Origin of the sequence: Erythrobacter sp. SG61-1L, assembly GCF_001305965.1 — a bacterium.
Classification (GTDB): domain Bacteria; phylum Pseudomonadota; class Alphaproteobacteria; order Sphingomonadales; family Sphingomonadaceae; genus Andeanibacterium.
Genome location: NZ_JXQC01000003.1, coordinates 2,633,616 through 2,654,232 on the forward strand (window position 1 = coordinate 2,633,616; position 20,617 = coordinate 2,654,232).

Annotated in this window: 31 protein-coding genes; 20 read left to right on the forward strand and 11 right to left on the reverse strand. The window is 66.0% G+C overall.

The genetic code is table 11. The features are described 5' to 3' along the window. Positions 1-53: 53 nt before the first annotated feature. Positions 54-512 (reverse strand): RNA polymerase-binding protein DksA, encoded by a 459-nt coding sequence (dksA, locus tag SZ64_RS12820; RefSeq protein ID WP_054531184.1) that lies wholly within the window; start codon positions 510-512, stop codon positions 54-56. Positions 513-826: 314 nt separating this feature from the next. On the opposite strand from dksA, the gene SZ64_RS12825 reads away from it, so the two are divergent. Beyond that, entirely contained in the window at positions 827-1,159 is a 333-nt protein-coding gene (locus SZ64_RS12825) for a hypothetical protein (RefSeq protein WP_054531185.1), read from the forward strand. A gap of 14 nt (positions 1,160-1,173) precedes the next feature. Here SZ64_RS12825 and SZ64_RS12830 read toward each other — a convergent pair whose 3' ends face one another. The 5 genes from SZ64_RS12830 to SZ64_RS12850 form a co-directional block, all read right to left on the reverse strand. Beyond that, on the reverse strand, positions 1,174-2,313 hold the full coding sequence (locus SZ64_RS12830) for a GNAT family N-acetyltransferase (RefSeq protein ID WP_054531186.1): 1,140 nt from the start codon (positions 2,311-2,313) through the stop codon (positions 1,174-1,176). 302 nt (positions 2,314-2,615) lie between these two features. Continuing rightward, positions 2,616-3,389, reverse strand: a complete 774-nt coding sequence (locus SZ64_RS12835) for a glycerophosphodiester phosphodiesterase family protein (RefSeq protein WP_054531187.1) — start codon at positions 3,387-3,389, stop codon at positions 2,616-2,618. After that, the gene (locus tag SZ64_RS12840) at positions 3,386-3,844 is read right to left on the reverse strand and encodes a RidA family protein (RefSeq protein WP_054531188.1); all 459 of its coding nucleotides are present in this window, start codon (positions 3,842-3,844) and stop codon (positions 3,386-3,388) included. Before SZ64_RS12840 ends, SZ64_RS12835 begins: the two co-directional genes overlap by 4 nt. Positions 3,845-3,860: 16 nt before the next feature. Beyond that, positions 3,861-4,487: a hypothetical protein gene (locus SZ64_RS12845; protein WP_054531189.1), complete on the reverse strand. Its 627-nt coding sequence runs from the start codon at positions 4,485-4,487 to the stop codon at positions 3,861-3,863. Further along, the gene (locus SZ64_RS12850) at positions 4,484-4,771 is read right to left on the reverse strand and encodes a DUF3572 family protein (RefSeq protein WP_054531190.1); all 288 of its coding nucleotides are present in this window, start codon (positions 4,769-4,771) and stop codon (positions 4,484-4,486) included. Before SZ64_RS12850 ends, SZ64_RS12845 begins: the two co-directional genes overlap by 4 nt. Before the next feature lie 59 nt (positions 4,772-4,830). Here SZ64_RS12850 and SZ64_RS12855 point away from each other — a divergent pair, with 59 nt between their 5' ends. From SZ64_RS12855 to SZ64_RS12875, 5 genes are all read left to right on the forward strand, one after another. After that, positions 4,831-5,202 carry a response regulator gene (locus SZ64_RS12855; RefSeq protein ID WP_054531191.1) on the forward strand — a complete coding sequence of 124 codons (372 nt, stop codon included), beginning with the start codon at positions 4,831-4,833 and terminating at the stop codon, positions 5,200-5,202. Positions 5,203-5,282: 80 nt separating this feature from the next. After that, on the forward strand, positions 5,283-5,525 hold the full coding sequence (locus tag SZ64_RS12860) for an acyl carrier protein (RefSeq protein WP_054531192.1): 243 nt from the start codon (positions 5,283-5,285) through the stop codon (positions 5,523-5,525). 23 nt (positions 5,526-5,548) lie between these two features. Then, positions 5,549-6,751: an aminotransferase class I/II-fold pyridoxal phosphate-dependent enzyme gene (locus SZ64_RS12865; RefSeq protein ID WP_054531193.1), complete on the forward strand. Its 1,203-nt coding sequence runs from the start codon at positions 5,549-5,551 to the stop codon at positions 6,749-6,751. A 68-nt stretch (positions 6,752-6,819) separates the two neighbouring features. Then, positions 6,820-7,803 carry a GSU2403 family nucleotidyltransferase fold protein gene (locus SZ64_RS12870; protein WP_054531194.1) on the forward strand — a complete coding sequence of 328 codons (984 nt, stop codon included), beginning with the start codon at positions 6,820-6,822 and terminating at the stop codon, positions 7,801-7,803. A gap of 39 nt (positions 7,804-7,842) precedes the next feature. Further along, positions 7,843-8,271: an OsmC family protein gene (locus SZ64_RS12875; RefSeq protein WP_054531195.1), complete on the forward strand. Its 429-nt coding sequence runs from the start codon at positions 7,843-7,845 to the stop codon at positions 8,269-8,271. Positions 8,272-8,277: 6 nt separating this feature from the next. Here the strand turns inward: SZ64_RS12875 and SZ64_RS12880 are convergent, their stop codons facing one another. Then, positions 8,278-9,180, reverse strand: coding sequence for a LysR family transcriptional regulator (locus SZ64_RS12880; protein ID WP_054531196.1), 903 nt, complete (start codon positions 9,178-9,180; stop codon positions 8,278-8,280). Positions 9,181-9,287: 107 nt separating this feature from the next. On the opposite strand from SZ64_RS12880, the gene SZ64_RS12885 reads away from it, so the two are divergent. Beyond that, the gene (locus tag SZ64_RS12885) at positions 9,288-9,743 is read left to right on the forward strand and encodes a cupin domain-containing protein (protein WP_054531197.1); all 456 of its coding nucleotides are present in this window, start codon (positions 9,288-9,290) and stop codon (positions 9,741-9,743) included. A 196-nt stretch (positions 9,744-9,939) separates the two neighbouring features. On the opposite strand, the gene SZ64_RS12890 is transcribed toward SZ64_RS12885, so the two are convergent. Both SZ64_RS12890 and SZ64_RS12895 read right to left on the reverse strand, forming a co-directional pair. After that, positions 9,940-10,488 carry an NADPH-dependent FMN reductase gene (locus SZ64_RS12890; protein ID WP_054531198.1) on the reverse strand — a complete coding sequence of 183 codons (549 nt, stop codon included), beginning with the start codon at positions 10,486-10,488 and terminating at the stop codon, positions 9,940-9,942. A gap of 75 nt (positions 10,489-10,563) precedes the next feature. Beyond that, positions 10,564-11,199: a YqaA family protein gene (locus SZ64_RS12895; protein WP_054531199.1), complete on the reverse strand. Its 636-nt coding sequence runs from the start codon at positions 11,197-11,199 to the stop codon at positions 10,564-10,566. A 288-nt stretch (positions 11,200-11,487) separates the two neighbouring features. Here SZ64_RS12895 and SZ64_RS12900 point away from each other — a divergent pair, with 288 nt between their 5' ends. Together SZ64_RS12900 and SZ64_RS12905 are read left to right on the forward strand one after the other, a co-directional pair. After that, positions 11,488-12,006: a hypothetical protein gene (locus SZ64_RS12900; protein WP_054531200.1), complete on the forward strand. Its 519-nt coding sequence runs from the start codon at positions 11,488-11,490 to the stop codon at positions 12,004-12,006. Beyond that, the gene (locus SZ64_RS12905) at positions 11,993-13,336 is read left to right on the forward strand and encodes a terminase family protein (protein ID WP_054531201.1); all 1,344 of its coding nucleotides are present in this window, start codon (positions 11,993-11,995) and stop codon (positions 13,334-13,336) included. Before SZ64_RS12900 ends, SZ64_RS12905 begins: the two co-directional genes overlap by 14 nt. A 33-nt stretch (positions 13,337-13,369) precedes the next feature. On the opposite strand, the gene SZ64_RS12910 is transcribed toward SZ64_RS12905, so the two are convergent. After that, entirely contained in the window at positions 13,370-13,840 is a 471-nt protein-coding gene (locus SZ64_RS12910) for a hypothetical protein (RefSeq protein ID WP_156313640.1), read from the reverse strand. 275 nt (positions 13,841-14,115) lie between these two features. After that, a complete protein-coding gene (locus SZ64_RS12915) occupies positions 14,116-14,430 on the reverse strand; it encodes a GIY-YIG nuclease family protein (RefSeq protein ID WP_054531203.1) in 315 nt (104 codons plus the stop codon). Positions 14,431-14,505: 75 nt separating this feature from the next. Here SZ64_RS12915 and SZ64_RS12920 point away from each other — a divergent pair, with 75 nt between their 5' ends. The 11 genes from SZ64_RS12920 (at position 14,506) to SZ64_RS12970 (ending at position 20,497) form a co-directional block, all read left to right on the forward strand. Then, positions 14,506-15,657 carry a phage portal protein gene (locus SZ64_RS12920; RefSeq protein WP_054531204.1) on the forward strand — a complete coding sequence of 384 codons (1,152 nt, stop codon included), beginning with the start codon at positions 14,506-14,508 and terminating at the stop codon, positions 15,655-15,657. Beyond that, the gene (locus tag SZ64_RS12925; RefSeq protein ID WP_054531205.1) at positions 15,654-15,962 is read left to right on the forward strand and encodes a DUF6127 family protein; all 309 of its coding nucleotides are present in this window, start codon (positions 15,654-15,656) and stop codon (positions 15,960-15,962) included. The genes SZ64_RS12920 and SZ64_RS12925 overlap by 4 nt, the downstream gene beginning before the upstream one ends. Beyond that, positions 15,959-16,351 carry an HK97 family phage prohead protease gene (locus tag SZ64_RS12930; RefSeq protein WP_054531206.1) on the forward strand — a complete coding sequence of 131 codons (393 nt, stop codon included), beginning with the start codon at positions 15,959-15,961 and terminating at the stop codon, positions 16,349-16,351. The genes SZ64_RS12925 and SZ64_RS12930 overlap by 4 nt, the downstream gene beginning before the upstream one ends. 142 nt (positions 16,352-16,493) lie before the next feature. Then, entirely contained in the window at positions 16,494-17,627 is a 1,134-nt protein-coding gene (locus SZ64_RS12935; protein WP_054531207.1) for a phage major capsid protein, read from the forward strand. 143 nt (positions 17,628-17,770) lie between these two features. Beyond that, positions 17,771-18,319: a phage head-tail connector protein gene (locus tag SZ64_RS12940; protein WP_054531208.1), complete on the forward strand. Its 549-nt coding sequence runs from the start codon at positions 17,771-17,773 to the stop codon at positions 18,317-18,319. Continuing rightward, positions 18,316-18,483 carry a hypothetical protein gene (locus SZ64_RS12945; protein ID WP_156313641.1) on the forward strand — a complete coding sequence of 56 codons (168 nt, stop codon included), beginning with the start codon at positions 18,316-18,318 and terminating at the stop codon, positions 18,481-18,483. The genes SZ64_RS12940 and SZ64_RS12945 overlap by 4 nt, the downstream gene beginning before the upstream one ends. 3 nt (positions 18,484-18,486) lie before the next feature. Further along, positions 18,487-18,873, forward strand: coding sequence for a DUF3168 domain-containing protein (locus SZ64_RS12950; protein WP_054531210.1), 387 nt, complete (start codon positions 18,487-18,489; stop codon positions 18,871-18,873). 143 nt (positions 18,874-19,016) lie between these two features. After that, on the forward strand, positions 19,017-19,424 hold the full coding sequence (locus SZ64_RS12955) for a phage major tail protein, TP901-1 family (RefSeq protein ID WP_054531211.1): 408 nt from the start codon (positions 19,017-19,019) through the stop codon (positions 19,422-19,424). Beyond that, complete coding sequence (locus SZ64_RS12960) at positions 19,421-19,735, forward strand: gene transfer agent family protein (RefSeq protein WP_054531212.1); 315 nt, start codon at positions 19,421-19,423, stop codon at positions 19,733-19,735. The genes SZ64_RS12955 and SZ64_RS12960 overlap by 4 nt, the downstream gene beginning before the upstream one ends. Beyond that, positions 19,732-19,929 carry a phage tail assembly chaperone gene (locus tag SZ64_RS12965; RefSeq protein WP_054531213.1) on the forward strand — a complete coding sequence of 66 codons (198 nt, stop codon included), beginning with the start codon at positions 19,732-19,734 and terminating at the stop codon, positions 19,927-19,929. Before SZ64_RS12960 ends, SZ64_RS12965 begins: the two co-directional genes overlap by 4 nt. Beyond that, positions 19,922-20,497: a hypothetical protein gene (locus tag SZ64_RS12970; RefSeq protein WP_054532246.1), complete on the forward strand. Its 576-nt coding sequence runs from the start codon at positions 19,922-19,924 to the stop codon at positions 20,495-20,497. The genes SZ64_RS12965 and SZ64_RS12970 overlap by 8 nt, the downstream gene beginning before the upstream one ends. Positions 20,498-20,617 lie beyond the last annotated feature (120 nt).

The window sequence follows — 20,617 nt, forward strand, 5'->3', positions numbered from 1 at the left end:
TCGCTCTGAATGGCGGAAATCCGCGATTTCTGAACGAGACCTAAAAGGCCCCGTCAATCGTCGCGAGAGATCTTTTCGCGCCGTTCGTGCGCTTCCTGCGCTTCCACCGTCATGGTGGCGATCGGGCGGGCGATCAGGCGCTTGATGCCGATCGGATCGCCCGTCACCTCGCAAAAGCCGTATTCGCCCTTGTCGATGCGGCGCAGGGCCGAATCGATCTTGGCGATCAGCTTGCGCTGACGGTCACGCGTGCGCAGTTCGATCCCCCAGTCGGTCTCGCTCGAGGCGCGATCGTTGAGATCCGGCTCGCGGATCGGGCCATCCTGCAGCGACTGCAGCGTGCCCTCCGAAGCGGAAAGGATCGATTTCTTCCATTCAACCAGCAGCGAGCGGAAATATTCCACCTGCTGGTCGCTCATATACTCTTCATCGTCGGAAGGCGTGTAGTCACTATCAAGCGTGCGACGCGCCTTCGCGAGAATATCGATATCATCACCGGCAACCGAAGCCATCGAGTCACTCCGTGTCCAAGTTCTCTCCCGGGAACCGGCAATCTGCCCTGCATGCCCCGGATTTTCCCGGTGGCGCGTCCGGTCTGGTTTGGGGCGGCCTATAGGGTGAGGGCATGGGCGGCACAAGCGGCAATCGCGGTATATCACCGGAGGATAATGCGGGTTCTTCACTCGACCCCCGCCCCGCCACAGGCCGGGCCCCGCATTTTCCAGCGAACCGCGTTAACCATTTGTTGACCATGGTGGCCGCAGGTTCTCCTCAGGAGCTGGCAAACCGCCTCTCCACATGGGGTAAGAATTGGGGGGTACGAATCATGGGACTTCGCCTGATCGAACAGACCGCTCCGGCGGCAAAAACCACCACCGAAGGCGCCGACAAGCTCGTCGCCACCTGTCTCGCAGCCGCGGCGATGGGCGACACCAATGCCTATTTCGACCTGGGCGTTGCCTTTTCGACCGGCAGCCACGGCGCCGACTGCGACCTGATCGAAGCGCATAAGTGGTTCAACCTCGCCGCCGCACAGGGGCATGAGGAAGCCGCATGGTGCCGCGCCGATGTTGCCGACGAGATGACCGCCCGCGAAATCGCCGAAGCCCAGCGCCGTGCGCGCCAGTGGCTGATTGCGATAGACCGCCGCGCGGCCTGACGGGCGCCGCGCGATCAGCCTTTCCTGAAGGGCGTTCTTTCGCCCAGCACGAACTGGTCGGCTGCCACACCCGCATCCTCGCGGGCAAGGAAATCGGCCACTGCATCGCGGAAACCGGGATCGGCGATCCAATGCGCCGACCATGTCCGCACCGGCTCATAGCCTCGGGCGAGCTTGTGCCCGCCCTGCGCGCCCGCTTCCACCCGTGAAAGCCCGCGCGCGATCGCATGGTCGATCGCCTGATAGTAACACAGCTCGAAATGGAGGAAGGGCTTGTCCAGCAGGCAGCCCCAATAGCGGCCATAGAGCGCCGATCCGCCAATGAAATTGAGCGCGCCTGCAATCGGCATATCGTCCATATAGGCCAGGATCAGCAGCACCTTTTCGCCCATGCGCTTGCCGAACAGGTCGAAGGCCTCGCGGGTCAGATAGGGCGTGCCCCATTTGCGCGCGCCGGTATCCTGATAGAAATCCCAGAACGCATCCCAATGGCGGGACGTAAGCTCCGCCCCGGAAAGGGCGCGAATCTCCACCCCTTCCTGCGCGGCGGCGCGTTCCTTGCGGATCGCCTTGCGCTTGCGCGAGGACAGGGCGCCCAGGAAATCCTCGAAGCTGGCATAGCCGCGATTCTCCCAGTGGAACTGGATGTCGCTGCGCTTCAGCCAGCCCGCTTCCTCGAAGAAGGGCAATTGGGCAGGCTCGATGAAAGTGGCGTGGGCGGATGACAGCTCCTCGCGCCGGCAAAGCGTTTCCGCCGCGCGCAGCAGAGGCACGCCCAGCGCCTCGTCCGCCAGCAGCAGGCGTGGCCCGGTGGCAGGCGTGAAGGGCACGGAAATCTGCAGCTTGGGGTAATAGCTGCCCCCCGCCCGCTCCCACGCATCGGCCCAGCCATGATCGAACACATATTCGCCCTGGCTGTGGGATTTCAGATAGGCGGGAAGCGCGGCGGCGAGACGGCCTTCCCCATCCTCGATCACGATGGGCAGCGGGCTCCACCCCGTGCCGGGGCCGACACTGCCCGAATCCTCCAGCGCGGTCAGGAAGGCATGGCTGACGAAGGGGTTGTCGTCGCCCGCAAGATAATCCCACTCATCTGCCGGAAGCGCACCCACGGATGAGGCGATGCGGGCGGTGAGAGTCGGCTCTTCGCTCATGGGCGTACCCTAGCGAAAGGTGATCCCGCCTGTCGATTGCCCTTGGAGTGGATTGAACAGTGGTCGGCCCGAAGAATGCCGGGGGGCGGGGGCGATTGGGCAGCGCGGGAATGGGGAAACGGACGAAACTCCTCTCCCGCATTCATCCACATCCGCTCATCCTGAGCTTGTCGAAGGACACGGGAATCCGTCAGCCCCATGTCTCATTGTTGGGCGAGCGCTGGCGCGTGTCCTTCGACAGGCTCAGGACGAGCGGGGTTGGGGCGTCCGCCAGCGATCCCGACCTTCGCCGGGATGACGACTTATCCGCCCTGAACCCCATCCCCCTCCGCAATCGGGGCATCGGCGTGCAGCGCCGCGCGCTCCCGCAATTCCGGCGAGCGCACGGTCCAGCTTGTCAGTGGCAAGCCGCGCCTGCGCTGGGCGGCGGCGAAGCGGCTGGGCAGGTCGCGTATGTCATAGGCGAGGAAATCGGGCTTCGCGATCCACAGCCACAGATGCCGCCGGGCCCAGCCGGCGATGCCGCGATCATCTTCCTCGGTCATCACCAGACCGCGCAGGGTGCGGGGGCTGTTCTCGGCGAACCAGCGGCTGACGCGCGGGTCGAAGCTCATCACCGCATGGGGTGCCTGATAGCCTTCCAGCACGCGGCGCACGGCAAGGCAGCTTGCAGCCACGTTATAGCCGCGCTTCGACTTTATCTCGATCAGGATCGGCGCACGCCCGCGCACCATGCCCAGCATCTCGCGCAGAGTGGGGATGCGGCAATCGTCGCCGCCCGACAGCATGATCTGCCCCAGCGCGGCGGCACTGCGATCTGCCACCGGGCCGCTGTCCGCGGTCAACCGGTCAAGCTCCCAATCGTGGAACACCATCGCCTGCCCGTCGCCGCTGCGCTGGATATCGCATTCGATCCCCATGCCGCGCGCAATCGCCCCGGCGAAGGCCGCCAGCGAGTTTTCCGGAATGCAGGGGCCGTGCAGCCCGCGATGGGCATATTCGTGCTGCGCCAGCCAGGCCACCCGCGCCGGATCGGGCGCGGGGGCCAGCAGCCGGTCGAGCAGCGCGGCGATCATCCCTTTACGGCGAAGATCGCGTCCACTTCCACCGCGGCGCCCAGCGGCAGGACGGGAACGCCCACGGCACTGCGGGCATGGCGGCCGGCATCGCCGAACACTTCCACCATCAGTTCCGAAGCGCCATTGGCGACCTTGGGCTGATCGGTAAAGCTGCCCGCGGAATTGACGAAGGCGCCCAGCTTGACCACGCGCTCCACCTTGTCGAGCGAGCCGAGCGCGGCCTTCACCTGCGCCAGCAGCATCAGCCCGCAGGCACGCGCGGCGGCAGTGCCATCCTCAAGGCTCACATCCTCACCCAGCCGCCCGGTGACGAGCTTGCCGTCGATGAAGGGCAACTGGCCCGAGACATGGGCCAGCCCGCCAGCCACCACCACGGGAACATAGGCCGCAACCGGAGCGGCGGGTTCGGGCAGGGTGATGCCGAGTTCGGCGAGTTTCGCTTCGATGCTCATGGTCTTCTTCCGGTCCTCAATTTTCTTCCAGCCGGGCCAGCAGCCACGGCAGGGCTTCGTCCCAGGTATCGATCCGCGCATGGGCCTGCCCGGCCGTGAAGGCACAGGGCACGTAAGGTGCCATCAGCGGTTCGCCCACGAAATGCAGGCGAGTGACATGCCCGGCCTCTTCCGCGACCGAGCCGTGGTGATGGGCAATATCGTCGATGAAAAAGGCGCGTTCCGCCCCCAGCTCGTTCAGGATCGCCTTCAGCGCCGGGCCTTTCGGCCCCTGATTGGTATAGACGCGCGCATCGATGCCATGCCCGGCAAGCTGCGCCGCGCGGGTCTGCGCCCGGTGATCCTTCAGATTGGTCAACACCACCACATCGGCCTTTTCGGCCAGTGTGCCCATCGCTTCCACCGCGCCCGCAATCGGGTTCTGGCGGTGCATTTCGGTATCGAAGAACAGGTTCAGCAGAACCCACATTTCTTCTTCGCTCAGCACTTCGCCGGTGGACTGGCGGCGCATGGAATTGACGAAGCTGTTACCGTCCAGCGCAAAGTCCACACCATGCGCCTCGTCCACGAAATCGCGGAAATGGGCGGCCATGTGCAGCAGCACCTCGTCGCAATCGGTGACGATCAGGGGGCGGCGGCTCATCGGGTCAGGCTCCTTGCGGCATCGGCCAGCTTTTGCGGTTCGGTCCCCAGCGCTTGGGCGGCGGCGACCAGATCGGGTTCATGGGCGGCGAGGAATTCCAGCACCGCGCCCAGCACGGCCCGCTCACCCAGCCCGGCACGCAATATGTCGGGTGTAAGGCCGGTCAGTGCAAGCAGCCGTTCCGCCCGGCTCTCATCCGACAATAGCCAGACGAGCGCGTTCAGCGCCAGCGATTCGGCACTTTCCGCCTGTGCGGGGGATTCGCTGGAACCGGGAATTGTCACCACCTTGCCGGGGTCCTAGAAACGTGCGTGACGGGGAATGTCCCCAGGGGAAACGGGCAGTGGCAAAGAGAATCCTCGTTGTCGAGGACAACGATCTCAACCGGAAGCTGTTTTGCGATGTCCTGCGCGCCAATGGCTTCGCGGTGGAGCCTGTGGCCGACGGGCTGGAAGCCATCGCCAAGGCCCGCGAATTCGTGCCCAATCTGGTCATCATGGACATCCAGCTGCCCAATGTTTCGGGGCTGGACCTGATCGCCGGACTGAAGGCGGATGCATCCCTGCGCACTATCCCGGTGCTGGCCGTTACCGCCTATGCCGGAAAGGGGGACGAGGAACGCATCCGCGATGCCGGGGCGGAAGGCTATCTGGCCAAGCCCGTTTCCATCGGCCCCTTCATGCAGGCCGTGAAGGCGCTGCTTGACCGGACGTGACGCCCCCGGCGCCGCACACAACCTTGACACTTGGCCCCCGCGCCGCTTTTGCGCCGCAATCGAGCCCTAGGAGCCCCAAAATGGACCGCGCAGACGTCGACACCCGTATCCGATCGCTGATCGCCCCCTTCAACAAGAAGGGCGCCGATATTGCCGATGCCACCACCTTTGCTGGCGACCTCGAGTTCGACAGCCTGACCGTGATGGATTTCGTCGCCGCGATCGAGGATGAATTCGACATCATCATCAGCATGAACCAGCAGGCGGAAATCGAGAATTTCGGCCAGCTGGTGGATGCCGTCTGCAAGCTCAGCGGCAATTGACGGGCGATAGGGAGAAGCCCGACATGACTGGCGACCTGTTCAGCAAGTTCGACGACATCATCGCCCTGCGCCAGAGCCTGCTGGCCGGCGGGGGCGAGGATCCCTTCAGCCTGGTGATGGAGAAAGTGCTCTCCCCCACCCGCGCGATCTGCAACGGGCGGGACACGATCCTGCTGGGCACCTATAATTACATGGGCATGACCTTCGACCCGGACGTGATCCAGGCCGGCAAGGACGCGCTAGACAATTTCGGCGCGGGCACCACGGGCAGCCGCGTTCTGAACGGCACTTATCAGGGCCACAAGGAATGCGAGGAAGCGCTGAAGGACTTCTATGGCATGGATCATGCCATGGTGTTCTCCACCGGCTATCAGGCCAACCTCGGAATCATCTCCACCGTGGCGGGCAAGGGCGATTACATCGTCCTCGACATCGACAGCCACGCCTCCATCTGGGACGGTTGCGCGCTCGGCAATGCCGAGGTGGTGCCCTTCAAGCACAATGACATCGAAGCGCTGGAAAAGCGGCTGAAGCGCATTCCCGAAGGCGCGGGCAAGCTGGTGGTGCTGGAAGGCGTCTATTCCATGCTGGGCGACATTGCCCCGCTGAAGGAAATGATCGCCGTCTCCAAGGCCAATGGCGCGATGGTGCTGGTGGACGAGGCCCATTCCATGGGCTTCATCGGCCCCAACGGGCGCGGCGTGGCCGAAGAACAGGGCGTGCTGGAAGATGTCGATTTCGTGATCGGCACTTTTTCCAAGAGCGTGGGCACCGTGGGCGGCTTCTGCGTGTCCAATCATCCCAAGTTCGAAGTGCTGCGGCTGGTCTGCCGCCCCTATGTCTTCACCGCCAGCCTGCCGCCCAGCGTGGTGGCGACGGCGGCCACCAGCATCCGCAAGCTGATGAATGCCGGGGAAAAGCGCGCCCATCTGTGGGAGAATTCGCGCACCCTGCATGGCGGGCTGAAGCAGCTGGGCTTCCAGCTGGGCACCGATGCCCCGCAAAGCGCGATCATCGCAGTGATCATGCCCGACCTGCTGAAGGGCGCGGCCATGTGGGAAGCGCTGCTGAAGGAAGGCCTCTACGTCAACCTCGCCCGCCCGCCGGCAACGCCTGCGAACATGACCCTGCTGCGCTGCTCGCTCTGCGCCGAACATTCGGCCGAGCAGGTGCAGACCATCCTGGGCATGTTCGAACGCGCCGGGAAGGCCGTGGGGATTATCTAACCGCTTCGGATTAAACGATTTATCCTGCATTCCTTGTAATGTTACAGAATGCAGGATAAATTCCGGCCATGGCCAGCCGGGTTCGCCCTTTCACTGACGAGCAGGCGCGCGCGCTGATCAATCTGCGCCCGCGCTATGAAACTGCGATCGAAGCAGAGCGCGATCTTGCGCGCCTGCCCTACAATCTCGTTCGCAAGCGCGTGAGCGGCCACGAATATCTCTATGAGGCGATCGACCGCGCCAATAACGGCAAGAGCCTTGGGCGAATGACGCCGGAGCTGGAACAACGGCTGGCGGATTATCAGGCAACCAAGCAGAACCTGAAGGAGCGGCTGGCAACGGCCCGCAATTTGGTTGAGGAAATCGGCCGCCTCGCCCGCCCGCTGCGCCTGCCGATGCTGGCTAACATGCCCGGCGAGTTGCTGCGCGAACTTGACCGGCGTGGGTTGCTGGACGGTTCCCTGCTCGTCGTCGGCACAAATTGCATGGCGGCGTATTCGCTGGAAGCCGGAGGCACGATTACCGAGGCGCCGGAAGAAACGGAAGATTTCGACCTCGCCTGGGTCGCCGAGCAGGAGAGCGAGGATGCCGTGTTGTGGGCCGCGCTCAAGGCAGTGGATTCGACCTTCACGCTCAACACGGAGCGCACGTTTCAGGCGCGCAACGCCAAGGCCTATGAAGTCGAACTGCTCGTGGCGCCTTCGCGCGAGCCGACCATGGCGCGCAAGGAACAGCCCCGCCCCATTCCCCTGCCTGAGCAGGAATGGCTGCTGCTGGGCCGCCCGGTCGATCAGGTGGTGCCCTGCCGCGACGGTACGGCTGCCCGGCTGGTGGTACCCGATCCGCGCTGGTTCGCGCTGCATAAATTGTGGCTGGGCCGGCAGGCCAAGCGCAATCCGCTCAAGCGGCGCAAGGATCTGCAACAGGGCACGGCCGTGCTGGACGCCGTGGCGGAGGCCATGCCGCAATATCCGCTCGACGAGGCGTTCGAGGCCGCCATTCCCGCCGAGTTGGTGGACATGTGGCGCGAATGGCGGGAACATCGCCGCTGACGGCCGGTTTCAATCCTGTCGCAAGGAAGGAGGCACCCCATGACCATTCGCACAGGCAGCGCACGTTACGAAGGGCTCGGCAAGGCGGGCCAGGGTTATGTCTCGACTCAGTCCGGCGTGCTGGATGGCCAGAAATACGGCTTCAACACTCGCTTCGAGGATGAACCGGGCACCAATCCGGAAGAGCTTGTGGCCGCGGCCCATGCCAGTTGCTTCACCATGGCCCTGTCCTTCGCGCTGGCGCGAGAAGGCTTCGAGGACGGCACGCTGGAAACCACGGCGAAAGTGAAGCTGGAACAGGATGGCGCGGGATTTTCCATCACCCGTTCCGATCTGGTGCTGACGGCCCGCGTCCCCGGCATCGACGAGGCCAAGTTCCAGGAAATCGCCAGGGGCGCCAAGGAAGCCTGCCCGCTGTCCAAGCTGCTCAATGCCGATATCACACTGGAGGCGACGCTCGAGGGCTGAATCCCCTCACTCCGCCCCGGTGATCCAGCGCGGCAGATGCGGGATGATGTGATCCACAAACAGGCGCACCTTGGGCGTCATCAGGCGGTTGGACGGATAGACCGCGTAGAAGCCGCTTTCCGCCATCGGATAATCGGGCAGCAGGTGCACCAGCCGCCCATCTTCCAGCGCATCGGCCACTGACCATTGGGGCAAGGCGGTGACGCCCACCCCGGCCAGCGCCATGGAGCGCAGGCTTTCGCCGCTATGCGTCAGCACGCGCGGCTGCACCGGCACGCTCATCGGGCGGCCTTCCACCGTCATGCGCCATTCGCGGTCGTAATTGAGCGGGGCGAAGGCCATCAGCCGGTGCTGGGCCAGTTGCGACGGATGATCGAGCGGGCCGGAACGGGCGAGATAGGCAGGCGAGGCCACGGGGAACACGCGCGAGCGGCCAAGCTGGCGCACGATCAGCCCCGGCCCCGGCTGCGGGGAGACACGGAAGGCGAGGTCCATTCCGCCTGCCACAAGATCGACGGTGGAAATGCCCTCCACGAATTCGATCTGCACCGATGGGTTCGCGGACAGGAAACTGTCCAGCGCATCCGACAAGCCGATCCGATGGAAGCTTTCGAACACTGCCACGCGCAACCGGCCCACCGGCTCTGCCTGGAACCGCTGCGCTTCCTGCAGCGCGCTTTCCGCCTCGGTCGCGGCGCGCACGGCGCGGCCGTAACAGGCCTCCCCCGCTTCGGTCAGGCGCAGGCTGCGGGTGGTGCGATCGAGCAGGCGCACGCCCAGCCGTGCCTCCAGCGCCTTCACCGTTTCGCTGACGAAGCTCTTGGACAGGCCCAGCCGCCGGGCCGCGCCGGTAACGCTGCCTTCCTCCACCACGGCGATGAAATGTTCCAGCCCGGAAAATAGCGACATGGCGCACCTTTGTTCGGCAATAGCGAACAACTTATCCGGATTCGGCCTGCTAGTCAGGCTGAAAACATCGCAATATCTGGACGCCCCACAGGAATGTGGAGGAAACAATGTCTGATAGTGCGAACAAAGTTACGATCACCCGCCCCGGCCAGGGGCGCAGCTACAACGTGCTGGGCGCGCCGATCACGGTGCTTTCATCCGGCGACAAGCGCGAGCTGTTCTTTGCCCATCACCCCGTGCCCGCAGGCTTCGGCGTGCCGATGCACCTGCACCATGACGAGGATGAAATGGCCTATGTGGTGGAAGGCGAGATCACTTTCGAAACCGCCGATGGCGAGACTTTGGCCGGGCCGGGCACTTTCGTCCATCTGCCCCGCGGCGTGGCCCATGGCTTTTCCAACCGCAGCGGCAGGGATGCGCTGATGGTCGTGGCGGCCAGTGCAGGCGGCGCGCTGGAAGGCGTGTTCCGCGAGTTGGACGAGGAAGCCCGCAAGGCCCCGCTCGACGGCCCGGCCATCGGCGGCGTGCTGGCGCGCAACCGGCTGGAACTGCTGGCGGGGTGATGGGGCGGGCCAGCGCCCCTCCGGACCTATGCCGTCATCCCAGCGAAAGCTGGGATCGCTGCCCGCCGGGTGAAAGATTTCGGGACAAGCCAGCGCAAGCAGGCACGAAAATTCCCGGTAGCCTGGGAATTCATCGAACAGAGCGTCTGGACGCCCGCGATCCCAGCTTTCGCTGGGATGACGAGTCCCCCGCACCTTACCCCGAATGCCGCTCCACATGGTGGAGGAAGCGCACCATCCAGCGGTCGAGGAAGGCGTGGCTGCGTTCGCCCACTTCGCCATCGGCGGTCAGCAAATCATCGCTCCATTTCAGGAAGATTTCCGGCAGGGCCATGGTCAGCACGTCCAGCGAGGCGAGCACGTTGCGCAGATGCTGCTGCGCCATGGCCGTGCCGGTGGCGCCGGGTGAAACGCCCACGATGCCCGCGGGCTTGCCGGTCCATCCGCTCTCCCCATAGGGGCGCGAACAATGGTCGATGGCGTTCTTCAGCACGCCGGGGATGGAGCGGTTATATTCCGGCGTCACGAACAGCAGCCCGTCCGCCGCAAGGATCGCCTGCTTGAATTCTTGCGCTGCTTCGGGCGGGTTCTTGTCGCTATCCTGATTGTAGAGCGGCAGGGCGCCGATTTCCGCGAAGCTGAAGCGATGGCCCTGCGCGGCGGGCAGGCGGATCATGGCATTGGCAAGGCGCCGGTTATAGGATTCCTTGCGCAGACTGCCCACGATGATGGCGATATGGCTCATGCTGGTTTCCTTTCACGAAACACAAATGAGCAGCGCGCCCGGCGGGTTCCACGCGCCACCGCTCTGGCAGGGCCGTCAGACGATGGCGGCCGATGCCTCGCACTTTTCCTTCACTGCGCCCGACCCGTCGCCTTCCAGTAGGGTGATGGCGAGGAAACCTGCCACGACCAGCACCGCAAATCCAGCCGTGGCAAGCCCCAGATATTTGTCGATGAAGGCCTTTATCGGCCGCCCGAACAGGCGGAACAGCACGCCCACGATCATGAAACTGATCGAACGGGAAATCACGCTGGCCAGAATGAAGGTGACGAGGTTCATGTGAATGAACCCGGCCGTGATCGTCAGCAGCTTGAACGGGATGGGCGTGGCGCCCTTGATCATGATGATCTCTGCCCCGTATTCGCGCAGATAGCAGGCGGCCACGGGGAAGCTGGCGGTCATGCCCAGCAGATCGAGCAATTGCCTGCCAATCGTATCGTACAGGCCCCAGCCGATCGCATAGCCCAGCACGCCGCCAGCCACGGATGCCAGCGTGGCGATGGCGGCAAAGCGCACGGCCTTTTTCGGCTCCGCCAGGCACATCACCCCCAGCACGGGATGCGGCGGAATGGGGAAGAAGCTGGCTTCCACGAAGCAGAACAGGGCCAGCCACCATTCGGCATGGGGATGGCTCGCCTTGGCCATGGTCCAATCGTAGAGGCGGCGCAGCATGGATTTCCTCAAAGGCTAGAACCGTCATCGTCATTGCGAGGGGCAAGGCCCCGAAGCAATCCATGGCCTGACGCGCGGCGCGCTGGATTGCTTCGCTTCGCCCGCAATGACGAGCGGCAAGCCCCGCCCGTCTACGCGAGGGCACGAGGCGCGACAAGCCAAACCAATTAACCCATATGGCACTTTTCTATTGACATCGTGACGCTCATTGGTTAGTCAGGGGCAACATCGCGATAGTGCGAATCGGGGCCGCAACGCCCTTCCCCCCCAACAGACGGAACCCCTGCCATGACCGCAGCAAAAGCTGTGCGGCGCAAGCGCGCGCGCACCAAGATCAGGCCTGAACAGCGTCGGGGCGAAAAATCCGGCCTCAACCGCCATTGGCGCAGCCTGTTCCTCGATACTCTGGCGGAAACCTCCAATGTCAGCGCCGCCGCGCGTGCCGCGGGCATCGATCCCAGCCGTGCCTACAAGGTCCGCCGGGCGGAACCGGATTTTCGCGCGCAATGGGGCGTCGCCCTGCTCGAAGGCTATGACCATCTCGAAATGGAGACGCTTCACCGCCTGCGCATGGGCACCGGCAAGGACGATCCGAAATTCGATACTGCCAATGCGCTGCGCCTATTGGCGCTGCATCGCGAATCCGCTGTCCGCCAGCGCGCCCTGCGCCAGGAAGAGGATGAAGATGCGATCCTTGCCTCGCTCGATGCGAAAATCGCCGCCATGGCCGCGCGCGAGGAAGAGGCCATGCGCCTGCTGGCGAGCGAGGGCGCCTGCACCCCAAGGGGTTCCCATGCGCCGGATTGAAGGCTGGCGAAGCCTGCTGCGCCTGCCGCCCGAACAGCGGCAGGCCTTCCTCGCATCCCTGTCGCCGGAAGAACGCAAATCGCTTCCCCGGCACTGGCGCCTGTGGGCAAGGCCGGAACAGATCGCGCCCGAAGGCGAATGGCGCCTTTGGCTGATGCTGGCCGGGCGCGGCTTCGGCAAGACCCGTGCGGGCGCCGAATGGGTGCTGGAAGTGGCGCGGCGCGATCCGGCAGCGCGAATCGCGCTCGTCGCCGCCTCGCTGGTGGAAGCCCGCGCGGTGATGGTGGAAGGCGAAAGCGGAATCCTGGCCAGTGCGCCGGCAGGCAGCCGCCCGCTGTTCGAACCTTCCCTGCGCCGGCTGAGCTGGCCCAATGGCGCGGTTGCCATGCTTTACGCGGCGGGCGAGCCGGAAAGCCTGCGCGGCCCCCAGCACAGCCACGCCTGGTGTGACGAAGTGGCCAAGTGGGACAATTGCGCCGGACGGGCCATGGCCGCATGGGACAATCTCCAGCTTGGCCTGCGACTGGGCGACGTGCCCCGCGCGCTGGCCACCACCACTCCGCGCGCCGTGCCGCTGGTCCGCCGCCTGCTGAAAGAGGCACAGGCCGGGGATGGCGCGTTCAGCCGGGGGGCAACGCGCGACAATTCGGCCAATCTGCCGCCGCGCTTCATGGCGGCGATGCGCCGCGATCTGGGGACGAGCGCACTCGGCCGGCAGGAACTGGAAGGCGAGCTGCTGGACGAGATCGAGGGCGCGCTGTGGAGCCGCGCGCTGCTGGAGGAATGCCGCGAGGCGGAAACCTCCGCTGCGCCGCCCCCCACTTTCCGGCGCATCGTAATCGGCGTCGATCCCCCCGCCTCCGCACAGGGCGATGCCTGCGGGATCATGGTCTGCGCGCTGGGGGAAGATGGCGTGGCCCGCGTGCTGGCGGATTGTTCGATCGCCCGCCCCAGCCCGGAACGCTGGGCGCGCCGGGTGGCCGACACGGCCCGCGATTACGGCGCCGACCGGGTGATTGCCGAAGCCAATCAGGGCGGCGCCATGGTCCGTTCCGTCCTCAAGGCCGCCGACATCGCCCTGCCGGTAAAACTGGTCCACGCCAGCCGCGGCAAAAGCGCCCGCGCCGAACCCGTCGCCGCGCTCTACGAAGCAGGCAGGGTGCACCACGCAGGCCAGTTCCCCCAGCTGGAAGACGAGCTGTGCGGCATGCTGGCGGCAGGCGGCTATGAAGGCCCGGGAAGGTCGCCGGACAGGGCCGATGCCTTGGTCTGGGCGCTGAGTGAGTTGATGTTGGGGGCGAGGCGAGTGCCGCGGGTTCTAAGATTCTGACGCGTCACCCCGGACCTGTTCCGGGGTCCAGCTTCAGGAAGCGATCCGCTCCTGCGGCACGGCCTGCACTTCCTGCTCAAGGAACTCGAGCATCCGCTCAAGATCGGCTTCCGCGCCTCTGGTCAGAATGAAATGCATGATCAGCGGCGAGACATAGAATGCCAACATCACGAGCAGGAAATATGGCAGCGCTTCGCGATCCACCCTCGGGTCACCGTGAATGGCCGGGAACGCGACAATCACTGTCACGAACGTCAGCAGAAGATAGAAAAAGGCGAAAACAACGAACACCCATACCGGCGTGCCGAAGCGAACATTCAGTTCCGTCCCGCCTGGCGAGCTGCGCAAGCGCCCGCTCAGCCGGGGCTTGGCGTTGTAGTCGAAAATCGAACTGCGATAGCCAAGGCTAAGCCGATTGAGGACAACCCCGCCAGTCACTCCGGACACAAAAACGGTCAGCATTGAGATGCTGCCGCGATTGATACGCTGCGCCACTTCGCTCACCGGCAATGGCGAGCGCAAAGTGAACCTCTGCCCGAAGAAAAAGCCCCTCAACCCCATGGCCTGTATCATGGGCGGATCGGTGTTTGCGGGCAAGGTCTGCGGGGTCTTACGGAGTAGCGAAGCCGTGCAGTGGAAGCTGGACCCCGGAACAAGTCCGGGGTGACGTCGGTTTATAATCTGAATTCTCCGAAGAACCCCGGTATGCGCAACCCAGCCCATCGGCCTATGGGCAGCCAGGAGAATTCCGTCACCCCGGACTTGTTCCGGGGTCCAGCTTAATCCCCTTCCAACGGCGCAAACCCGAAATCGACCGCCAAATCGCGCCAGTCGGGATTATGCTCCTCGATCAGGTTGAACTTCCACTCTCGCGGCCAGCGCTTGATTGTCTTCTCTCGCCGGATCGCCACCTCGATCTCGTCATGGCGTTCGAACCACACCAGCCGCTTGATGTCATAGCGCGCAGTGAATCCTTCGAAGGTGTCAGTGCGGTGCTGGTGTAGCCGCGCCATCGGGTCCGAAGTCACGCCCGTATACATCGTGCCCCGGTAACGGTTGGCGAGGATGTACACCGTCGGCTCGAAGACACGCATCGTCCGTCAATGCTGCAGGCCGGACCCCGGAACAAGTCCGGGGTGACACTATTCAATTCAACCGAAAGGCATTCCATGTCCTTCCTCACTTCTCTGGCCTCCGCCTTCAAGGGCGGGGGTTTTTCGCGTGCGCCCTTGTCGCGCTGCCATATCGCCGCCTGGCCTGCCGCCTTCCATGGCGAGGCGCGCGCCTTCGATTATCGCGGGGCGGTTGGCCGCGCCTTCCTCGACAATCCCGTCGCCCAGCGGGCCGTGCGGCTGGTGGCCGAGGGGGTGGGCAGCGCGGCGCTGGCTGCTACCGTTCCCGCTCTGCAAAAGCTCGTTACCGCCACCAGCGCGGGGCAGCCGCTGCTGGAAACGCTGGCGGCGCAATTGCTGCTGCATGGCAATGCCTTCCTCCAGATCGTGAGAGACGGCGCCGGGCGCCCGGTGGAACTGTTCGCCCTGCGGCCCGAGCGCATGGCGATGCAGCCCGATGCCAGTGGCTGGCCCGCCGCCTGGCTCTATCGCGTGGGCGAGAAGGAGCTGGTCCTGCCGGTGGAGGATGAGGATGGCTGGCCCGCCATCATCCATATCAGGGGCTTCCACCCGGCAGACGATCATTACGGCGCGGGCTGCCTTTCCGCCGCTGACGAGGCCGTGGCCACGCACAATGCCGCTGCGCGCTGGAACCGCGCCCTGCTGGAAAACGCCGCCCGCCCTTCCGGCGCGCTGGTGATGGAAGGGGGCGAGGCCGCAACGCTCAGCACCGAACAGTTCGAGCGGCTGAAGGCCGAGCTGGAAGGCGCCTTTGCCGGGATGGCCAATGCGGGGCGGCCCATGCTGCTGGAAGGCGGGCTGAAATGGCAGTCTCTCTCGCTCAGCCCGGCGGACATGGATTTCGCCGCGTTGAAGGCCGCCGCCGCGCGCGACATCGCGCTGGCCTTCGGCGTGCCCCCCATGCTGCTGGGCCTGCCGGGCGACAATACTTATGCCAATTACCGCGAGGCGAACCGCGCGCTGTGGCGGCTGACCCTGCTGCCGCTGGCGGGCAAGATCCTCTCCGCCATCGCGGAGGGGCTGGCCCCGTGGTTCCCCGAGGCAAGGCTGGCGGTGGACCCCGACCGCATCCCCGCCCTTGCCGAAGATCGCGAGCGGCTGTGGGCGCAAGTGAGCGCCGCCGCCTTCCTTTCCGATGACGAAAAGCGGGCCATGCTCGGCCTCGACAACCAAGGAGCAAGCCAATGAACCGGCAAGACATGCTGGCCAGCCTGATCGCGCAGGGCGCACAGGAAGGCAGCGACCTCACCACATTGCGTGCCATCGTGGAGGAAGCCTCCGAACTGGGGGCCAACCGGGTGCTTGCGCGCCTTGGCCTGCATGACGAAGGCGCGCAGGGCGACATCGGCGAATTGCGCGAATTGCTGCAGGCCTGGCGCGATGCGAAGAAAAGCGCGTGGCGCGCCGCCGTGGAATGGGCCGTGCGCGGGGCGCTTGCCCTGCTGCTGGTAGGCTTTGCCTGGCGCTTCGGCCTCGCGGGCCTGCTGCGATGAGGCTGGCGGGATATGCCGCCCTGTTCGGCATTGCCGACGGGGCAGGCGACGTGATCCGGCCGGGCGCCTTTGCCCGCACGCTGGCGGAGCGCGGGCAGGCGCCCCTGCCGCTGTTCTGGCAGCACCGGGCGGACCGGCCCATCGGCACCGTCACTCTCGCCGCCGAGGATGGCAAGGGCCTGCGCGTGATCGCCAGGATCGAAAATCCGCAGGGCCGTGCGGCCACTGCCCTTGCCCGGCGCGAGGCCAATGGCCTGTCCTTCGGCTATCGCGCGCGGGGCTGGCATCCGCTGCCCAAGGGGCGCGTGCTGGAGGAGATCGATTTGTTCGAGATCAGCCTCGTTACTCACCCCCTGCAACATGGGGCGCGGGTTCATATGATTGTGTGAACGATGTGAGTCCCTGCGCAGGCAGGGACCCAGAACCTGGGCTCCTGCCTGCGCAGGAGCGCACCAAGAGAACACTCACCACACTCCCAACCCCCTCCCCAACCGGAGGGGGTTTTCTTTTGCCCACCGAAAAGGACCACCCATGGAAAACGAAACCGATACCGCCATGCTCGAAACAAGCTTCGACCTTGCCGCCCGCGTGGACGGGGCGGAAAATGCCATCGGCGCCTTGCGGAGCGATGTGAACGAAGTGAAGGCCCGGCTCGACCGCGTCGGCCGCGCCGCATCTCGCCCCTTGCTGGACGGCGCCCGCACCGCCCCGGAAGTGAAAGGCTTCGTCGATGGATACCTGCGCCGGGGTTCCGAAATTCAGGTGAAATCCGTCAGCGGCGCGGCGCCGGGCGATGGCGGCTATGCCGTCCCGCGCGAGATCGATGCAGCCATTGCCCGCCAGTTGCAGGACATCAGCCCGATCCGCGCTATCGCTCAGGTGGTGCAGGTGGGCAGCGCGGGCTATCGCAAGCTCATCACCACCGGCGGCACTGCCAGCGGCTGGGTAAGCGAAACCGCCGCCCGCCCGGAAACCGACACGCCCAGCTTCGCCGAAATCGCCCCGCCCTTCGGCGAGCTTTACGCCAATCCCGCCGCCAGCCAGGCCATGCTGGACGATGCAGGCTTCGATCTGGAAAGCTGGCTGGCGGGCGAGATCGCCATGGAATTCGCCCGAGCGGAAGGCACGGCGTTCATTTCCGGCAGCGGCGTGGATCAGCCCAGGGGCTTCCTGAACGGCCCCAAGGCGGAAGAAGCCGATGCGACCCGCCCCTTCGGCACGCTGCAATTCGTGAAGAGCGGCGATGCCGCCGGATTTGACGAATATGCCGACATGCGGCTGGTCGATCTGGTCCATACGCTGAAGGCCGGGCACCGGCAGGGCGCGTGCTGGGTGATGAATTCCACCACCCTCGCCAAAATCCGCAAGCTCAAGACCACGGACGGGGCCTTCCTGTGGCAGCCGGGGCTGGTGGAAGGCCAGCCGGACCGGCTGCTGGGCTATCCGGTGGTGGAGGCCGAGGACATGCCGGATGTGGCGGCTGGGGAATTCCCCATCGCCTTCGGCAATTTCAAGGCCGGCTATCTGATCGCGGAACGCAGCGCCACGCAGATCCTGCGCGATCCCTTCACCAACAAGCCCTTCGTCCACTTCTACGCCACCAGGCGCGTGGGCGGGCAGTTGCTGGATAGCGCGGCGATCAAGCTGCTGAAGATCGCGGCCTGATCCCGATCCCCCCCCCGGGGGGGGGGGGACCACCCGGGGGGGGGGGGGGGGGGCGTGCCCGAAGGCGAACCCCCCCCCCCCTCGCTGCGCGGTGCCCCCCCCCCCGAGGGGGGGGGTCTTCAACATTTCAGGAGACCGCCCCCATGCGGACAATCCTTACCCCCGCCCCGCTGCCGGATGCGGCGCTGGGCGAATTGAAGGCGTGGCTGGCCATTACCTCCGACGCGGAGGATGCCTTGCTCGCCACTTTGCTGCGCAGCGCGCTCGACGCGTTCGAGGGCTTCACCACCCGCATCGCGCTGGAGACGGAATGGGAGGAACTGCTTCCCGCCCGCCCCCTCTGCTGGCTGCGCCTCACTGCCGATCCGGTGCAGGCGATCACCGCAGTGGAAGCCGTGGCATCGGATGGCACACGCACGCCAATCCCCTCCGATGCCTATGCCGTCGAACTGGCTCCAGACGGCTCAGCCCGCCTGCGCCTGCTGCGGCAGGGCGGAGCGCAGCGCATTGCCCTCACTCTAACCGCCGGGATGGCCAGTGAGTGGGCCGCCCTGCCCGAGGCAATCCACCACGGGGCGATCCGGCTGGCCGCCCATCTCTATCGCGAGCGGGATAGCGAGGGTGGCACGGCCACTCCCCCCGCTTCGGTCGCCGCGCTGTGGCGGCCATGGCGGCGGGTGCGGCTGGCATGATCCGGGCGAGCCTTTCCACCCGAACCCTGACGGCAAAGCTCACTGCCAAGGCCGCCCGCATCGCGGCAGCCGCCGCCGAAAATGGCCTGCGCGCCCGCCGGGCCGATCCGCTGCGCTGGCGCCTGCCGCGCCTGCTCTGGCCGCTCATCACCAAAGGGGACTGACCGATGGAAATCCTCCTGCGCGCCGCGCTGCTCGACTGGCTGCGCGCCGATCCGGCGCTCGCCACCGTCAATCTGGTGGCGGAAGAGGCACCCGTCGCCGCAAGCCTGCCCTGGCTGGGCATAGCCGCCAGCGCCAGCACGGACTGGAGCGCCAAGGGCGTGACGGGACGGGAAATCCGCATCGCGCTGGAATTGCATTGCCGGGGCAGCGACCCTGCCACTGCCGGGGCGCTGGTCCGCGCCCTTGGCGACCGGGTCGAAGCCATCCCGCGCGGCCAGCCGGGCTTCGCCATCGTCACCACCCAGTTCCTGCGCGCCCGCGTGGAACAGCGCAGGCACAACACCCGCTCGATGCTGCTGGAATACCGGTTCCGGGTTCTGGCCACTTAGCCGCGACCCGATCCCAACCCTCGTCATTGCGAGCGGCGGGAGGCCGCGCGGCAATCCATGGCCGTTGCATCCAGCCAACTGGATCGCCGCGGGGCTGCGCCCCTCGCGATGACGATTTCCCACCCCCCATCAGGAGACACCCTATGACCGCCCAGAAAGGCTCCGCCTTCCTCCTCAAGATCGGCGATGGCGCCAGCCCCGCCGCTTACCAGACCGTCGCCGGGCTGCGCACCACGCAGATGTCCATCAATGGCGACAGTGTCGTCATCACCCACAAGCAATCGGGCGGCTGGCGCGAGCTGCTTTCCGGCGCAGGCATCCGTTCCGTCTCGGTCAGCGCGGCGGGCATCTTCCTCGGCAGCGAGGCCGAAGGTGCGCTGCGCAGCCATGCGCTGGCGGGCACGCTGGAAGATTACGAACTGTCCTTCGAAGATGGCGAGCGCCTGCGCGGGCGCTTCCTGATCCAGCGGCTGGACTATGCCGGCGATTTCAATGGGGAGCGGAACTACACGCTCCAGCTTGAAAGCTCCGGTGCCGTGGTGCCCGCATGAGCCGCCCGGCCAATCCGTTCCGGGGCGAGGCGGCGATTGTGGTGCTGGGCCGCGCCCGCCTGCTGCGGCCCAGCTTTGCCGCACTGGTCGCGGCGGAGGAAGAACTCGGCCCGCTCTTCACGCTGGTGGAGCGGGCCGGGCGCGGGGAATTGCGCCTGTCTGAGATGGCCGCCCTGTTCTGGCATTGCCTCGCCGAACCGGACGGGGTGAGCCGCGACCAGATGGGCGAGGCGGTTCTCGCCATGGGCCTTGCCGAAGCCGCCAAGCCCCTGCGCGTGCTGCTCGGCCAGATCCTGCAGGGGCGCGAGTGAGCGAGCGCCTGGCGCCGGTTGCCCTGCGCCTTTCCGGCCTCGTCCCGCGCCTGCTCGGCTGGTGCCCGGACACCTTCTGGGCCGCCACGCCCGCCGAACTCGCCGCAATCCTTATGCCCGATGCCGGGGGCGATCCCGCGCCCCTCTCCCGCGCAGACCTCAACCGATTGATGGAGCAAGATGGCCATGGATGATGGAATCGAGAGCCTGCTGGTGGATGTGCGCGCCAATACGCAGGGCTTCGCGCAGGACATGGAGGCGATGCGCTCCACCTTGGACGGCACGCTGGTCGGCGGGTTCGAGCGGGCGGGCAGCGTGCTGGAAAGCGGCCTGACTTCCGCGATCAGGCGAGGCGGGCTGGGCTTCGACGATCTGAAACGCGGGGCCCTGCGCACCATGGACGAGATCGCCGCGCAGGCAGTGCAGAGCGGGCTTGGCTCGATTTTCGGCACAGGAGGAGGCGCCGGGAACGGTGGACTGGGCGGACTGGCAGGAAGCCTTGTCGGCGCGCTCTTCGGCCTGCCGGGAAGGGCGACTGGCGGCCCGGTCAGCCCCGGCAGCGCCTATGTGGTGGGGGAGCGGGGGCCGGAACTTTTCGTCCCCACCAGCGCGGGCCGCGTGGAGGCCCAGCCTGGTGGAAGCCCGCGCGATGTGCGCGTGGCGATCCGGCTCACCACCCCGCGCGGCAGCGACACACCCACGGCCCTGCGCCGTTCTTCCCGTCAGCTGGCCAGCGCCGTCCGGCGGGCGGTGGAGGGGTGAAATCTCCTCCCTGTCCTGCACAGCAGGATGGGGAGGTGGCGCGCGCCGCAGGCGCGTGACGGAGGGGCAATAGCGCAACGCCCCCTCCACCATCGCCTTCGGCGGCGGTCCCCCTCCCCA

Bases quoted from the DNA above. Each gene is read 5' to 3' on its own strand.
- SZ64_RS12950 (WP_054531210.1), top strand. From the start codon at position 18,487: ATGGAAATCCTCCTGCGCGCCGCGCTGCTCGACTGGCTGCGCGCCGAT.
- SZ64_RS12920 (WP_054531204.1), top strand. From the start codon at position 14,506: ATGTCCTTCCTCACTTCTCTGGCCTCCGCCTTCAAGGGCGGGGGTTTT.
- SZ64_RS12835 (WP_054531187.1), bottom strand. From the start codon at position 3,389: ATGATCGCCGCGCTGCTCGACCGGCTGCTGGCCCCCGCGCCCGATCCG.
- SZ64_RS12825 (WP_054531185.1), top strand. From the start codon at position 827: ATGGGACTTCGCCTGATCGAACAGACCGCTCCGGCGGCAAAAACCACC.
- SZ64_RS12870 (WP_054531194.1), top strand. From the start codon at position 6,820: ATGGCCAGCCGGGTTCGCCCTTTCACTGACGAGCAGGCGCGCGCGCTG.
- SZ64_RS12860 (WP_054531192.1), top strand. From the start codon at position 5,283: ATGGACCGCGCAGACGTCGACACCCGTATCCGATCGCTGATCGCCCCC.
- dksA (WP_054531184.1), bottom strand. From the start codon at position 512: ATGGCTTCGGTTGCCGGTGATGATATCGATATTCTCGCGAAGGCGCGT.
- SZ64_RS12955 (WP_054531211.1), top strand. From the start codon at position 19,017: ATGACCGCCCAGAAAGGCTCCGCCTTCCTCCTCAAGATCGGCGATGGC.
- SZ64_RS12900 (WP_054531200.1), top strand. From the start codon at position 11,488: ATGACCGCAGCAAAAGCTGTGCGGCGCAAGCGCGCGCGCACCAAGATC.
- SZ64_RS12960 (WP_054531212.1), top strand. From the start codon at position 19,421: ATGAGCCGCCCGGCCAATCCGTTCCGGGGCGAGGCGGCGATTGTGGTG.
- SZ64_RS12915 (WP_054531203.1), bottom strand. From the start codon at position 14,430: ATGCGTGTCTTCGAGCCGACGGTGTACATCCTCGCCAACCGTTACCGG.
- SZ64_RS12905 (WP_054531201.1), top strand. From the start codon at position 11,993: ATGCGCCGGATTGAAGGCTGGCGAAGCCTGCTGCGCCTGCCGCCCGAA.
- SZ64_RS12840 (WP_054531188.1), bottom strand. From the start codon at position 3,844: ATGAGCATCGAAGCGAAACTCGCCGAACTCGGCATCACCCTGCCCGAA.
- SZ64_RS12845 (WP_054531189.1), bottom strand. From the start codon at position 4,487: ATGAGCCGCCGCCCCCTGATCGTCACCGATTGCGACGAGGTGCTGCTG.
- SZ64_RS12930 (WP_054531206.1), top strand. From the start codon at position 15,959: ATGAGGCTGGCGGGATATGCCGCCCTGTTCGGCATTGCCGACGGGGCA.
- SZ64_RS12830 (WP_054531186.1), bottom strand. From the start codon at position 2,313: ATGAGCGAAGAGCCGACTCTCACCGCCCGCATCGCCTCATCCGTGGGT.
- SZ64_RS12940 (WP_054531208.1), top strand. From the start codon at position 17,771: ATGCGGACAATCCTTACCCCCGCCCCGCTGCCGGATGCGGCGCTGGGC.
- SZ64_RS12970 (WP_054532246.1), top strand. From the start codon at position 19,922: ATGGATGATGGAATCGAGAGCCTGCTGGTGGATGTGCGCGCCAATACG.
- SZ64_RS12880 (WP_054531196.1), bottom strand. From the start codon at position 9,180: ATGTCGCTATTTTCCGGGCTGGAACATTTCATCGCCGTGGTGGAGGAA.
- SZ64_RS12925 (WP_054531205.1), top strand. From the start codon at position 15,654: ATGAACCGGCAAGACATGCTGGCCAGCCTGATCGCGCAGGGCGCACAG.
- SZ64_RS12935 (WP_054531207.1), top strand. From the start codon at position 16,494: ATGGAAAACGAAACCGATACCGCCATGCTCGAAACAAGCTTCGACCTT.
- SZ64_RS12895 (WP_054531199.1), bottom strand. From the start codon at position 11,199: ATGCTGCGCCGCCTCTACGATTGGACCATGGCCAAGGCGAGCCATCCC.
- SZ64_RS12865 (WP_054531193.1), top strand. From the start codon at position 5,549: ATGACTGGCGACCTGTTCAGCAAGTTCGACGACATCATCGCCCTGCGC.
- SZ64_RS12890 (WP_054531198.1), bottom strand. From the start codon at position 10,488: ATGAGCCATATCGCCATCATCGTGGGCAGTCTGCGCAAGGAATCCTAT.
- SZ64_RS12875 (WP_054531195.1), top strand. From the start codon at position 7,843: ATGACCATTCGCACAGGCAGCGCACGTTACGAAGGGCTCGGCAAGGCG.
- SZ64_RS12945 (WP_156313641.1), top strand. From the start codon at position 18,316: ATGATCCGGGCGAGCCTTTCCACCCGAACCCTGACGGCAAAGCTCACT.
- SZ64_RS12885 (WP_054531197.1), top strand. From the start codon at position 9,288: ATGTCTGATAGTGCGAACAAAGTTACGATCACCCGCCCCGGCCAGGGG.